Annotated in this window: 12 protein-coding genes; 4 read left to right on the forward strand and 8 right to left on the reverse strand. The window is 64.4% G+C overall.

Annotated features, from left to right (window positions below; translation table 11 throughout):
• Window positions 1-18: 18 nt before the first annotated feature.
• The 4 genes from BI347_RS24070 to BI347_RS21445 form a co-directional block, all read right to left on the reverse strand.
• Entirely contained in the window at window positions 19-168 is a 150-nt protein-coding gene (locus tag BI347_RS24070; RefSeq protein ID WP_158020836.1) for a hypothetical protein, read from the reverse strand.
• A 63-nt stretch (window positions 169-231) separates the two neighbouring features.
• Entirely contained in the window at window positions 232-942 is a 711-nt protein-coding gene (locus BI347_RS21435; protein WP_083339106.1) for a 4'-phosphopantetheinyl transferase family protein, read from the reverse strand.
• Complete coding sequence (locus BI347_RS21440) at window positions 939-1,733, reverse strand: thioesterase II family protein (RefSeq protein WP_071117047.1); 795 nt, start codon at window positions 1,731-1,733, stop codon at window positions 939-941. Before BI347_RS21440 ends, BI347_RS21435 begins: the two co-directional genes overlap by 4 nt.
• Window positions 1,734-2,072: 339 nt before the next feature.
• On the reverse strand, window positions 2,073-4,928 hold the full coding sequence (locus tag BI347_RS21445; RefSeq protein WP_071114225.1) for a ribonucleoside-diphosphate reductase subunit alpha: 2,856 nt from the start codon (window positions 4,926-4,928) through the stop codon (window positions 2,073-2,075).
• 530 nt (window positions 4,929-5,458) lie between these two features.
• Here BI347_RS21445 and BI347_RS21450 point away from each other — a divergent pair.
• Both BI347_RS21450 and BI347_RS21455 read left to right on the forward strand, forming a co-directional pair.
• On the forward strand, window positions 5,459-6,448 hold the full coding sequence (locus BI347_RS21450; protein ID WP_071117048.1) for an amidohydrolase family protein: 990 nt from the start codon (window positions 5,459-5,461) through the stop codon (window positions 6,446-6,448).
• Between the two features lie 101 nt (window positions 6,449-6,549).
• Complete coding sequence (locus BI347_RS21455; RefSeq protein ID WP_071117049.1) at window positions 6,550-7,215, forward strand: class I SAM-dependent methyltransferase; 666 nt, start codon at window positions 6,550-6,552, stop codon at window positions 7,213-7,215.
• 76 nt (window positions 7,216-7,291) lie between these two features.
• Here BI347_RS21455 and trpE read toward each other — a convergent pair whose 3' ends face one another.
• The 4 genes from trpE to rpe all read right to left on the reverse strand — a co-directional run bounded on the left by trpE (window position 7,292) and on the right by rpe (window position 11,080).
• The gene (trpE, locus tag BI347_RS21460; RefSeq protein WP_071117050.1) at window positions 7,292-8,758 is read right to left on the reverse strand and encodes an anthranilate synthase component I; all 1,467 of its coding nucleotides are present in this window, start codon (window positions 8,756-8,758) and stop codon (window positions 7,292-7,294) included.
• Between the two features lie 117 nt (window positions 8,759-8,875).
• A complete protein-coding gene (locus BI347_RS21465) occupies window positions 8,876-9,559 on the reverse strand; it encodes a phosphoglycolate phosphatase (RefSeq protein WP_083339107.1) in 684 nt (227 codons plus the stop codon).
• A 61-nt stretch (window positions 9,560-9,620) separates the two neighbouring features.
• A complete protein-coding gene (locus BI347_RS21470; protein ID WP_071117052.1) occupies window positions 9,621-10,373 on the reverse strand; it encodes an SDR family oxidoreductase in 753 nt (250 codons plus the stop codon).
• Between the two features lie 23 nt (window positions 10,374-10,396).
• Window positions 10,397-11,080, reverse strand: coding sequence for a ribulose-phosphate 3-epimerase (rpe, locus tag BI347_RS21475; RefSeq protein WP_071117053.1), 684 nt, complete (start codon window positions 11,078-11,080; stop codon window positions 10,397-10,399).
• 105 nt (window positions 11,081-11,185) lie between these two features.
• On the opposite strand from rpe, the gene apaG reads away from it, so the two are divergent.
• Both apaG and BI347_RS21485 read left to right on the forward strand, forming a co-directional pair.
• A complete protein-coding gene (gene apaG, locus BI347_RS21480; protein ID WP_071114526.1) occupies window positions 11,186-11,566 on the forward strand; it encodes a Co2+/Mg2+ efflux protein ApaG in 381 nt (126 codons plus the stop codon).
• Window positions 11,567-11,738: 172 nt separating this feature from the next.
• On the forward strand, window positions 11,739-13,526 hold the full coding sequence (locus tag BI347_RS21485) for an ABCB family ABC transporter ATP-binding protein/permease (protein ID WP_071117054.1): 1,788 nt from the start codon (window positions 11,739-11,741) through the stop codon (window positions 13,524-13,526).
• Window positions 13,527-13,627 lie beyond the last annotated feature (101 nt).

A 13,627-nucleotide genomic window follows, 5' to 3' on the forward strand; every position in this document is an offset into this window, starting at 1 on the left:
CCTGGGGGCTTGGGTACGTCATACGGATGTCTCCGGCCATCGCCTGCCGAGAGGCGATGGGGTGGGGTTGACAGGCTGCAGCAGCAGAGCCTTGGACTCCTCGCCGCGGCACAGGATCAGCGGGCCGCTGCCCAGTTTGGAGATGAAGGCGGACAGTTCGGGCTCCATCTCGCCGGCCTTGGCGCCGTAGCCCACGGCCAGCCGGCCGCTGGCGCATGAGTGGTGTCCTTCTCAGGTGGGGAAAGGTTGGGCAAAGTCCTGCCACAGCCATTGGCGCAGCGGCCTGTGCGGGCCATCGTAGGCCAGCGCGGCGGCGTGGCCGCCGGCCAGTTCCAGCGTTTGCAACCGCCATTCGGCCCGGTGCGCCGACAGCAGCCACGCTTGGTTTTCATCGTTCAGCGCGGTTTCCACCTCGGCCAGCCCGGACAAGCCGCTGCCTATCGCCTTGAGCACGGCTTCTTTGGCGGTCCACATCCGCAGAAAGCGCAGCGTGGCGTCGTCGTCGTCGCCTATCGCCTGCAGTTCGCGCACGGTGAAGTACGATTCGGCGATGCCGCGCCAATCCAGTTCGCGGCCATTGCGCTGGCGCTGCTCCACGTCCACGCCCAGCCGCAATCCGCGGCCGATGGCCACCAGGCCGATGTCGCCGGAATGGCTTAGATTGAAAGCCAGTCCGGGATAGGCGGGCAGCCAAGGTTTGCCGCCGCTGTGGGCATCGAACTCCAGCGAGCCGGGTTCAAGCGACAGCGCCGCCGCCAGCAGATGGCGCAGCGCGTTGTGGGCGGCGGCGTAGCGGATGCCGTCCTGCGGGCGGACAAAGCGTCCGGCGCGTTCGCGCTCCTTTGGCGACAGCGCGTCCGCGCAGGGCGGACCGTCCAGCGGGATGGCGATCACGTCTATTCCCGCGCCGGGCGCCGCCAGCGCTTGCCGCAATGCGCTCATAGCGGGCCGGCCACGCTGGAGGACAGCGTGGAGGTCACATGCTGGATCACTGTGGTTTCCATGTCGCGGACGAAGAAATGGCCGCCGCTGAACAACTGGCGGTTGAAGCCGGAGCGGGTGAGCCGCCGCCAGCTCTCCAGCGCCTCGACCGGCACATGCTCGTCGCTGTCGCCGCCCAGCGCGGTGATGGGCACGTTCAGCAGCGGGGTGGAGGCCTGGAAATGGTCGTTCATCTCCAGGTCGGCGCGAAGCAGCGAAAAAACCGCGTGCTTCAGCTCTTCCTCCTGGAACACGATTTCCGGCGTGCCGCCCAGTTGGCGCAGGTAAGCGGTGAGTTCGGCGTCGCCCATCCGGTGTAGCTCGGTGCGGTATTCCGGCAGCGGCGGGCGGCGGCCGGAGGCGAACAGGTGCAGCACCTGGGCCTGGCTGCGTTCCAGCGCCTGGGCGGTGGCGAAAGCCAGCGCGGCGCCCATGCTGTGGCCGAACAGCGCCACCGGACGGTCCAGCAGCGGACGGATCGCCAGCAGCAGCGACGGAACCAAGCGTTCCACCCGGGTGTATGGGTCTTCGCCGTAACGGGCGCCGCGTCCCGGCAGTTGCACCGGGCAGACGTCGATGAAGTCTGGCATGCGTTCAGTCCAGCTGCGGTAGGCCAGGGCTGCGCCGCCGGCGTGGTGGAAACAGAGCAGCCGCAGTTCGGCCCTGGGGCGCGGCTTGCGGAACGTCAGCCAGTTGCCGGTGTCGGGCAGGCCCGGCGCGAGCGGTGACGCGGTCTGATGGGTCGAGATCATGGTGCGGATTCCTGGTTCGGTCTGAGTCTTGTTGCAATTCTCGCCTGGGCGTGACTTACATGGTTTGTATTTTTTGCATGTTAATTTTATTTATTTATGGCATTTTGCATAATTGCGTCGCCGATGTCTCTATGGCCGTGCAATTCCAGATCTGGGGCGGCGACAGTTTCAGCGCTAGCCGTTTTCCTGCCGGGTGAGAATCAACCGCGGGCGGTCGATGGGGTTGCGCGCGCGAGTGGGGGCGGGTATTTGTCTTGCCGCGTGTTTGGTGGAGAAGAAATAAAAACGGCCACCTGCACAGGTGGCCGTTTATTTGGGCAAAACGCCTGAGGCGCTGCCTTATTGGCAGGATTCGCAATCCGGATTGTCGATGCTGCAGAACTTGGCGTCGGTGGCCGGGGTGTTGTCCACCTCGGCGGCCGGCGCCGGCTGGGTGCTGGCGCCGCTGCTGGACACTGCGTTCAGCTCGCCGCCGCGGCCGGTGGACTTCTCGGCGCTGGTGGCGGCCAGGGTGCGCAGATAGTAAGTGGTCTTCAGGCCCTTTACCCAGGCGTGCTTGTACAGCTCGTCCAGTTTCTTGCCCGAAGCGCCGGCCATGTACAGGTTCAGCGATTGCGCCTGGTCTATCCACTTCTGGCGGCGGGAGGCCGCTTCCACCAGCCAGCGCGGGTCCAGCTCGAAGGCGGTGGCGTAGATGGCTTTCAGTTCGGCCGGCACGCGGTCGATCTGGCCCAGGCTGCCGTCGAAGTACTTCAGGTCGGCAACCATCACTTCGTCCCACAGGCCGGCGGCCTTCAGGTCGCGCACCAGGTATTCGTTGGTGACGGTGAATTCGCCGGACAGGTTGGACTTGACGAACAGGTTCTGGTAGGTCGGCTCGATGGACGCCGATACGCCGATGATGTTGGCGATGGTGGCGGTCGGAGCGATGGCCAGGCAGTTGCTGTTGCGCATGCCGAACTGCTTGATGCGGTCGCGCAGCAGGTTCCAGTCCATGCGTTCGGTGCGGTCCACTTCCAGATAGCCGCCGCGTTCGGCCGCCAAGAGGTTGATGCTGTCGTGCGGCAGCACGCCGCGGTCCCACAGGCTACCGCTGTACGACGGGTAGCGGCCGCGCTCTTCCGCCAGCTCGGTGGAGGCCAGGTAAGCGTAATAGGCCACCATTTCCATCGATTCGTCGGCGAATTCCACCGCGGCGTTGGAGCCGTACGGCACGCGCTTGAGGTGCAGGCAGTCCTGAAAGCCCATGATGCCCATGCCTACCGGGCGGTGCTTCAGGTTGGAGTTGCGCGCCTTCTTCACCGGGTAGAAGTTGATGTCGATCACGTTGTCCAGCATGCGCAGGGCGATGCGGATGGTGCGTTGCAGCTTCTCGCCGTTCAGGCTGCCGTCGGCGTTGAGGTGGGCCGCCAGGTTGACCGAGCCCAGGTTGCACACCGCGATCTCGTCGTCGTTGGTGTTGAGGGTGATCTCGGTGCACAGGTTGGAGCTGTGGACCACGCCCATGTGCTGCTGCGGGCTGCGGATGTTGCACGGGTCCTTGAATGTCATCCACGGATGGCCGGTTTCAAACAGCATGGTCAACATCTTGCGCCACAGCGACAGCGCCGGGATGCGTTTGTATACCTTCAGCTCGCCGCGTTCGCCGCGGGCTTCGTAGGCGGTGTAGGCCTTTTCGAAGTCGCGGCCGTACAGGTCGTGCAGGTCGGGCGTTTCGGACGGGGAGAACAGGCTCCACTCGCCGCCATCCATCACGCGTTTCATGAACAGGTCCGGAATCCAGTTGGCGGTGTTCATGTCGTGGGTGCGGCGGCGGTCATCGCCGGTGTTCTTGCGCAACTCGAGGAATTCCTCGATGTCGGCGTGCCAGGTTTCCAGGTAGGCGCAGACCGCGCCCTTGCGCTTGCCGCCCTGGTTCACCGCCACGGCGGTGTCGTTGACTACTTTCAGGAACGGCACCACGCCTTGCGATTTGCCGTTGGTGCCCTTGATGTGGCTACCCATCGCGCGCACCGGGGTCCAGTCGTTGCCCAGGCCGCCGGCGAACTTGGACAGCAGCGCATTGTCCTTGATGCCTTCGTAGATGCCGTCCAGGTCATCGGCGATGGTGGTCAGGTAGCAGCTGGACAGCTGGCTGCGGCGGGTGCCGGAGTTGAACAGCGTCGGGGTGGACGACATGAAGTCGAAGCTGGACAGCACGTTGTAGAACTCGATGGCGCGCTCTTCGCGGTTCACTTCGTTCAGCGCCAGGCCCATGGCGACGCGCATGTAGAAGGCCTGCGGCATTTCGATGCGGGTGCCGTCGATGTGCAGGAAGTAGCGGTCGAACAGGGTTTGCAGGCCCAGGTAGCCGAACTTCAGGTCGCGTTCGGCGTCCAGCGCGGCGCCCAGCTTTTTCAGGTCGTATTCGACCAGCTTTTCGTCCAGCAGCTCGGCGGCGATGCCCTTCTTGATGAAGTTGGCGAAATAGACCGGGTATTGCGCCGCCATTTCGTCCTGGCCGACGGCTTCGCCCAGGATTTCCAGGCGGATATTGCCCATCAGCAGGCGGGCGGTGACGTAATCGTAGGCCGGATCTTGCTCGATCATCGAGCGGGCGGCCAGGATGGCGGACTTGCCGACTTCCTCTTCCGGCACGCCGTCGTAGATGTTCTTCAGGGTTTCGCTCAGGATGGCGTCCACGTCGATGCCGGCCAGGTTCTTGCTGGCGGATTCGATGTTGGCGCGCAGGCGGGCCACATCCAGCGGCAGCTTGCGGCCATCGCGGCGCAGCACGTTGATCTGCACCTGGGTCAGCGCTTCGCCGCGGGCGGCGCGCTCTTGCGAACGCTGTTCGCGGTACAGCACGTAGGCGCGGGCCACGTCGTGCTCGCCAAAGCGCATCAGCGACAGTTCCACCTGGTCCTGGATGTCTTCGATATGGATCGCGCCGCCTTCCGGCTTGCGGCGCATCAGCGCATTGACCACCTGTTCGGTCAGCTGGGCCACTTTTTCGCGAATGCTGGCGGAGGTGGCGCCCTGCTGGCCAACCACGGCCAGGAAGGCCTTGGTCATGGCGATGGAGATTTTGACAGGCTCAAACGCCACCACCGCGCCGTTGCGGCGGATGGTCTTGTACAGGCTGAAATCGGCCTGCGGCGCGGCTGCGCGGCCGAGTTCCGCGGCAGTTTGTCCTTCAAAGGTGGTCAATTGCATGTATCCCTCGATAAGGAGAAGTTTATGTCCGGCCGCGCTGTGTTCTTGGGGGCAGGTCGGCTTGTGGACAATTCTGTTGAAAAGCTGTGTGCGGGCTGTGGGTAAACACAAGATGTACCGTCGGCACCGCTAGGTATGCCCAAATTCTAGTGGTGAGGGTGACACAGTTCAAGTCTTGACTTTGTTTGAAACCAGCGAAAGCCGCGCCGTTATTGGCTTTGCGCGGGAAGAAATTTTTTGCCGCCCGGAACCGGCCTGAATGCGCTTGTTAGAAAGTTGCGGCAAGCCGCGCATTTGCCGGCAGCAGGTGCCACACGGCGGCCTGCCGCCAGATCTTGTGGTTGCGCACTGTTGCGCGGTTGCTACTAGTCAGGCCTGAAAAGCGCGATGGCGGTAGTTGTGGCGGCAAAGATGGCAGTTTTGACGGTTTGACGGCGAGGGCCGGTCGGCTAGGGTAAGCGGAGTCGAGCCGCGCGAACCGTCGGCTGAACTGGCAGCGGCAGGCGGCCGAAGCGAACAGGGAGGCTGGAATGGAAGGCAAAATCGCGCTGGAGGAGCATTTCGCCATGGCGGACACGATCCAGGATTCGCAACAGTATTTCACGGCCGACTCCTGGCCGGCGCGCCGCCGGCTGTTGCTGGATATCCAGGATCGGAGGCTGGAGGAGATGGACCGTTGCGGGATTGAGCTGGCCATCCTGTCGCTCAACTCCCCCGCCATCCAGGCGATAGACGATGCGGCGCGGGCGGTGGACGCCGCCCGGCGCGCCAATGATTTCCTGGCGGAACAGGTGGCGCGCAGGCCCAAGCGTTTCGCCGCCTTCGCCGCGCTGCCGCTGCAGGATGCGGACGCCGCCAGCCGGGAGTTGAGGCGGGCGGTGACCGAGCTGGGTTGCGTCGGCGCATTGGCGAATGGTTTCTCGCAGACCAGCGCCGGCGAGCGCGCCAGCTACTACGATCAGTCGGAGCACCGGCCGTTCTGGGCCGAACTGGAGAGCCTGGACGTGCCATTCTACCTGCATCCGCGCAATCCGCTGCCCAGCCAGCAACTGGCCTACCGCGACCAACCCTGGCTGCTGGGCCCCGCCTGGGCCTTTGCGATGGAGACCGGACTGCATGCCCTGCGGCTGATGGGCAGCGGGCTGTTCGACCGCCATCCCCGGCTCAACATCATTTTGGGGCATCTGGGAGAGATGCTGCCCGGCCACATCTGGCGCAGCAGCCACTGGGCGTCGGCTTCAGGCCGAAACCCGCAGGGCGTGAGAGCGGAGAAGCCCTTTATCGATTACTTCCGCAAGCATTTTCATGTCAGCACCAGCGGCAATTTCCACACCATAGCCATGCGCCAGGCGATGGATGAAATCGGCGCGGAGCGGGTTTTGTTTGCCACCGACTATCCGTTTGAAGATATGGTGGAAGCATGCGACTGGTTTGATCGGGCCGAGATCGGCGACAACGACAGGGAGAGGATAGGGCGCGGCAACGCGCTTCGGCTGTTCCGGCTGGAGGACCGGGTTTGAGGGGCGGGGATCAGACGCCCGCATGGCGTTGAGGCGGTAGGGCGTTGCGGCATGAAGATACGGCGGCGTTCGTGCGTTGCCGGCCAACACAGGAGAACACCATGGCGTCACCCAGGCAGCAATATATCTATGCGATGCGTTTTTCGGCATTGACCGCGCTTTATGACCCGCTGGTGGCGTTTACCGCCAGGGAAAAGCATTTCAAGGGGGCGTTGCTGGCTGCGGCGCAGTTGCGGCCGGGACAACGGGTGCTGGATGTGGGCTGCGGCACCGGCACGCTGGCCATCGCCGCCAGCCTGCAAACGCCGGGGCTGGTGGTGCAGGGACTGGACGGCGACGACAACATCCTGCGCCGCGCGGCGGGCAAGGCCGTGCGCGCCGGGGCCAAGCTGACGTTCCGCCAGGGCATGTCGTTTGCGATGCCCTATCTGGACAATGCTTTCGACCGGGTGTTGTCCAGCCTGTTTTTCCATCACCTGGGCACGGAGGACAAGCGCCGCACCCTGGACGAGATACGGCGGGTGATGAAACCGCAAGGCGAGTTGTATATCGCCGATTGGGGCGCGCCGCAAAACCGGCTGATGCGGGTGTTGTTCTACAGCATCCAACTGCTGGACGGCTTCACCACCACCCAGGGTAATGTCGAGGGGGTGTTGCCGGAGTTGATGCGCGAGGCGGGTTTCGCCGACGTGCGGCTGATACGGCAGATCCCCACCCTGTTCGGCACCATGGCCATCTATGGCGGGACCAAGCCGAACCCGGCCTAGCGGGCGCGGCCTATCAGGGCATGAAAGACAAACCGCCGGGCGAGGGCCCGGCGGTTTTGAGCGCGGAGGGGGATGCTCAGGCGTCCAGCCCGTCCGCCACCATCTGCGCGGCGCGCAGCACCGCGCGCGCCTTGTTCTGCGTTTCCTGCCATTCCGACTGCGGCACCGAATCCGCCACCACGCCGGCGCCGGATTGCACGTACAGCATGCCGTTCTTCAGTACCGCGGTGCGGATGGCGATGGCCAGGTCCATGTCGCCGTTGAAGCCCAGATAGCCGACCGCGCCGCCGTAGACGCCGCGCTTGGTGGGTTCGAATTCGTCGATGATCTGCATCGCCCGCACTTTGGGCGCGCCCGACAGGGTGCCTGCCGGGAAGGTGGCCTTGATCACCTCGATGTTGCTGATCTTGCCGTCCACCTTGCCTTCCACGCTGGAGACGATGTGCATCACGTGGGAGTAGCGCTCTATCGCCATATTGTCGGTGATTTCCACCGAGCCTATCCTGGCGACGCGGCCGACGTCGTTGCGGCCCAGATCCATCAGCATCACGTGCTCGGCAATTTCCTTGGGGTCGGCCAGCAGCTCCTCCGCCAGCGCCTCGTCCTGTTCGCGGGTATGGCCGCGCGGGCGGGTGCCGGCGATGGGGCGCACGGTCACGGTTTCGCCTTCGCGGCGCACCAGGATTTCCGGCGAGGCGCCCACCACGTGGAAGTCGTCAAAGTGGTAGAAGAACATATACGGCGACGGGTTGAGGTTGCGCAGCGCGCGGTACAGCGCGATGGGGGAGCCCTGGTAGGGCTGTTGCATGCGCTGCGCCAGCACCACCTGCATGATGTCGCCTTCGTGAATGTAGCGCTGGCTGGCGGCCACCGCGTCCTTGAAGGCCTGCTCGCCGTACTCCGACACCGCCGCGCCGGTTTGGCCGGTGGGCAGCGACAGCGGAATGGTCAGCGGCTCGCGCAGCTTGGCGCGCAGCTGGGCCAGCCGCGCTTCGGCTTTGTGCAGCGCGTTGGGCACGGCCGGGTCGGCGTACACCACCAGGTAGAGTTTGCCGGAGAGGTTGTCCACCACGGCGATTTCCTCGGACAGCATCAGCAGCATGTCGGGGGTGCCCACCGGATCGGGTTTCTCCACCCCGGCCAGGCGTTTTTCGATATGGCGCACGGTGTCGTAGCCGAAATAGCCTACCAGGCCGCCGGAGAAGCGTGGCAGGCCTGGCAGCGTCGGCGTGCTGAAACGCTGCTGGAAAGCCTCGATGAAGGCCAGCGGGTCGCCGTCGTGGCGCTCTATCACCTTGTCGCCGCACTCCACCTGCACCCGCTGGCCGCTGACGCGCAGGCGGGTGGCGGCGGGCAGGCCGATGAAGGAGTAGCGGCCGTGGCGTTCGCCGCCCACCACCGATTCCAGCAGGTAGCTGTACGGCTGGTTGGCCAGCTTCAGGTAGATGGACAAGGGGCTGTCCAGATCGGCCAGCAGTTCCTGGGTAACCGGGATGCGGTTGTAGCCTTCGGCGGCGAGTTGTTGGAAAGTCTCGTGCTGCATGGATGTTCTTCCTTTTGTTCTGTCAGTTTGGGGCGGCGTGCAGGGGGGCGGGACTAGCGACGCCATCGCCAGCTGGCGGGTATGGGAAGAAAAGCCATGGGTCAGAGGTTTCCGGTTTCAGAGTGAGATGGAGCCGTCATTCTTCATCAAATCGTACAGCTCGGCAATGCTGGCCACGGTCAGGTCCGCGCCCAGGGTGGCGGCGTCGCCGTAACCGTAGCTGACGGCGATTGCGGCGCTGCCGGCCGCGCGCGCGGCGGCCACGTCGTTGGCGGAGTCGCCCACCATCGCCAGTTGGTCGGGCTGGATGCCCAGCACCTGGCAGCAGTGCAGCAGCGGCAGGGCGGAAGGCTTCTTCTCGCTGAGGGTGTCGCCGCCTATCACCAGGCTGAAATGGTTGCGCAGGTCCAGCTGTTCCAGCAGGGGAACCGCCAGTCGCTCCGATTTGTTGGTTATCAGCACCAGCGGCAGCTGGCGCGCGCGCAACAGGCCCAGACCGTCGCGCACGCCGTCGTAGACTGTGGTCAGGTCGGTCAGATGCTGGCGGTAATGCTGGATGAAGTAGCGGTAGCCGCGCTCCCACAGGCCGGTTTCGGCTTCGGCGTGGCGCTGGTCGGTGATGGCGCGGTGCACCAGGCTGGCGATGCCGTCGCCCACATGTTCCTGGATGCGCATTTCCGGCAGCGGCGGCAGTTCCAGGTGATGGCGCATCGCGTTGGCGGCGGCGGCCAGGTCGGGGACGGAGTCCACCAGGGTACCGTCCAGATCGAAGGCGACGGCTTGGATGTGTTTCAGGTTCATGGCTGGCTTTATTGCGTGGCCGCAGCCTGGCAGGCCGCGGCGGGATGGAAAATTGCGTTGCTTACAGATCGCGGATGTCCACCACCTGCTGGCTGCCGAAGGCCGGCGACGTCAGGTAGTCGACAATCTGGCGCGCCGCGGCGGCCGGGGTGGCCAGGCCGCCTTCGGCCTTGAGGGCGTCGAAGCGGGCTTTTTGCGGGAACTGGCCCTCGTTGCTGCCACGGATATTGCCCTGCATGTCGGTGTCGACCACGCCAGGATACAGCGCGACGATCTGCGCCGGGTTGGCTTTGCCTTCCTGCTCCAGCGCCGCGCTGCGGCTGAAGTGGTCCAGTGCGGCCTTGGTGGCGCAGTACACGCTCCAGCCCGGGTAGGCTTTGGCGGCGGCTCCGGAGGAGATGTTGAGGATGCGGCGGCGCGCCGGCAGCGCATCGGTGGCGCGCAGCAGGGCATCGGCGGCCAACATGGGCGCGGTGACGTTGATGGCGACAGCCTGCACCAGTTGGTCGGCCGGGTAGTGGCCGGCCTGGGCGATGGGGGTGACCACGCCGGCATTATTGATCAGCGTGATGCTGGCGCACTCGGTCAGCGGCAGCTGCTGCAGCGCGCTGTGGACCGCCGCGGCAGCCTGGCCGGAGTCGGCGAGATCGGCATTGATGGCCAGCAGGCGCTCGGCATGGCGTTCGCCCAAGCCCGCCAGCGCGGCGGCGGCATTGCGGGCGATGCCCGCCACGAAATCGCCGTCGGCGAGCAGGGTTTCGCAAATGGCGTAGCCCAGGCCGCGCGAGGCGCCGGTGACGATGAAGGCATGCATCTGGTGGTTGCTCCCCTATGGATTTACGGTTCGACGCGGGCCAGTTCGGCGCGCATCGCGTCTATCACGGCCTTGTAGTCCTTCTGGCCATAGATGGCCGAGCCGGCGACAAAGGTGTCGGCTCCGGCGGCGGCCACCGCGGCGATATTGTCCGCCTTGATGCCGCCGTCCACCTCCAGCCAGATCTCGCCGCCGTGCTTGGCGGTGTATTCGTCTATGCGCGTCCGCGCCTGCCTCACCTTTTCCAGCGCGTGCGGGATGAACGACTGCCCGCCAAAGCCGGGGTTGACCGACATGATCAGGATCATGTCTATCTTGTCCATCACGTGGTCCAGGAAGTGCAACGGCGTGGCCGGGTTGAAGACCAGGCCGGCTTTACAGCCGGCGTCCCGGATCAGGCCCAGCGTGCGGTCCACGTGTTCCGATCCTTCTGGATGGAAGGTGATGATGTCGGCGCCGGCCTTGGCGAAGGCCGCCGCCAGCGCATCCACCGGTTTCACCATCAGATGCACGTCGATCGGCGCCTGGGTATGCGGGCGGATGGCCTCGCAAAACATCGGGCCCATGGTCAGGTTGGGGACATAGTGGTTGTCCATCACGTCGAAGTGGATGATGTCGGCGCCGGCGGCGACGACGTCGCTCACTTCCTGGCCCAGACGGGCGAAATCGGCGGACAGAATGCTGGGGGCGATACGGAAAGTGCGCATGGCGATTGCTCTGGCATCGATTAAACACGGATGCCGGGCATTCTACCGCGCCAAAAGGCCATTGGCGGGATAAAATGAAAACCAGACCAATCAGGAGAAGCCGCAATGGCCGACAAGACCTACCTCATGGAAGTGATGGCGGAGCCGCATTACATCGACGAACAATCCAATGTCGCCAACGACATATACGTGTTCGGCTACCGCGTCCGCATCACCAATACCGGCAGCGAGCCGGCGCAGTTGGTCAGCCGGCACTGGATCATCACCGACGCCAACCAGCAGGTACAGGAGGTGCGCGGCATGGGCGTGGTGGGCGAGCAACCGCATCTGGACCCGGGCGAGGCCTTCGAATACTCCAGCGCCACCCATTTGAAAACTCCGTACGGCAGCATGAAGGGCAGCTACCAGCTGGTGGCCGACGACGGCCAGCGCTTCGAGGCGGAAATCCCGGAAATGACGCTGGTGGCCCCGCGGGTGCTGCACTAGTCGTGTTTACAGGATGGATCATCGTCCTCGCGCGGCCAGGTCCACCAGACGATGAGAGAGGCGAGCGCTCCCGCGCCAAAAGCTTCCAGTAACAGAATCCACATGATGCCTGCCCCTTGTTGAGTGAGCTTCCTTCACTTTCGGACAGGATCAAGCTACAGGCAAACCTTTTATGCGCATCAGTCATAGCGGCCCGGCGCCGGCCAATCGAAACGATTTTGAAACCATCAAGACGCTGCTGCCGTATCTATGGACTTTCAAGGGCCGGGTGACGCTGGCGCTGGCCTGCATGGTGCTGGCCAAGGTGGCGGCGGTGACGGTGCCGCTGTACCTGAAGGACATCGTCGACCAGCTGTCGGTGCCGGCCACGCTGCTGGCGGTGCCGGTGCTGGCCCTGGTGGGCTACGGCTGCGCCAGGCTGTTGTCCGGGGTGCTGGGCGAGTTGCGCGACGCCATCTTCGCCCGGGTGATACAGGGCGCGGTGCGCCAGGTGGCGCGCAGCGTGTTCCGCCATCTGTTCAAGCTGTCGCTGCGCTTCCATCTGGAGCGCCACACCGGCGGTATGAGCCGCGATATCGAGCGCGGCACCAAGGGCATAGGCTTTCTGCTCAACTTCACCGTATTCAACATCCTGCCCACGCTGTTGGAAATCGGCATGGTGACGGCGATACTGTTCCACCGCTACGCCTGGGAGTTCGCCGCGGTGACGCTGGGCACCATCGCGCTCTACATCGCCTTCACCCTGGTGGTGACCGAGTGGCGCACCGTCTACCGCCGCACCATGAATGATCTGGACTCCAAGGCCAATTCCAAGGCGATAGACGCGCTGCTCAACTACGAGACGGTGAAGTACTTCAACAACGAAGAGTACGAATCCAAACGCTACGACGGCAATCTGGCAGCCTGGGAAGCGTCCGCGGTGAAAAACCAGGTGTCGCTGTCGCTGCTCAATGCCGGCCAGGCCGCCATCATCGCAGCGGGCGTGACGCTGGTGATGGTGCTGGCGGCGCGCGCGGTGGTGGCGCGCACCATGACGGTGGGCGACGTGGTGCTGGTGGCCACCTTCATCACCCAGCTGTACGCGCCGCTCAACTTTCTGGGCTTTGTCTATCGCGAAATCAAGCATTCACTGGCGGATATAGAACGCATGTTCAAGCTGCTGGATGTCAACTTGGAAGTGGCGGATGCGCCAGAGGCCCAACTGCTTGATGCCCGCAGCGCGGCCATCCGTTTCGAGCGTGTGGGCTTCGCCTATGAAAGCAAGCGCCAGATTCTGCACGATGTGGACTTCTCCATCCCGGCCGGCCAGACGCTGGCGGTGGTGGGCGCCAGCGGCGCCGGCAAGTCGACGCTGTCGCGCATCCTGTTCCGTTTCTACGATGTCAACGCCGGCGCAGTGCGCATCAACGGCACCGACATCCGCCATTTGACGCAGGATTCGCTGCGCGCCCACATCGGCATCGTGCCGCAGGACACCGTGCTGTTCAACGACAGCATCTACTACAACATCGCCTACGGCAAAGCCGGGGCCAGCCGAGAGGAGGTGATGGAGGCGGCGCGTTCGGCCCACATCCACGATTTTGTCGTCGGCCTGCCCGACGGCTACGACACCCTGGTGGGCGAGCGCGGCCTGAAGCTGTCCGGCGGCGAGAAGCAGCGGGTGGCGATAGCCCGCACTATCCTGAAAAACCCGCCGATACTGATTTTCGACGAGGCCACCAGCGCGCTGGATTCACGCACCGAAAAGGCTATCCAGCATGAGCTGGCGGAGATATCGGCCAACCGCACCACGCTGATCATCGCTCATCGCTTGTCGACCATCGTCGACGCCGACCGCATCCTGGTGCTGGACGCTGGCCGGGTGGTGGAGCAGGGCAGCCACCGCGAACTGTTGGCAAAGAATGGCCGCTATGCCGAGATGTGGCGGCTGCAGCAGGAGAGCGAGGCGGTGGAAGGCTAGCTTTCCGGCAAGGCGGATTTCAATGCGGAACGGCGCGGCCCGGGTTCGGGCGGCGCCGTTTCGTAGTTGCGCATAGTCGCTTACCAGGACAAGGAGGTTGC

The sequence above is a fragment of the Chromobacterium sphagni genome, assembly GCF_001855575.1.
Taxonomy (GTDB): Bacteria; Pseudomonadota; Gammaproteobacteria; order Burkholderiales; family Chromobacteriaceae; genus Chromobacterium; species Chromobacterium sphagni.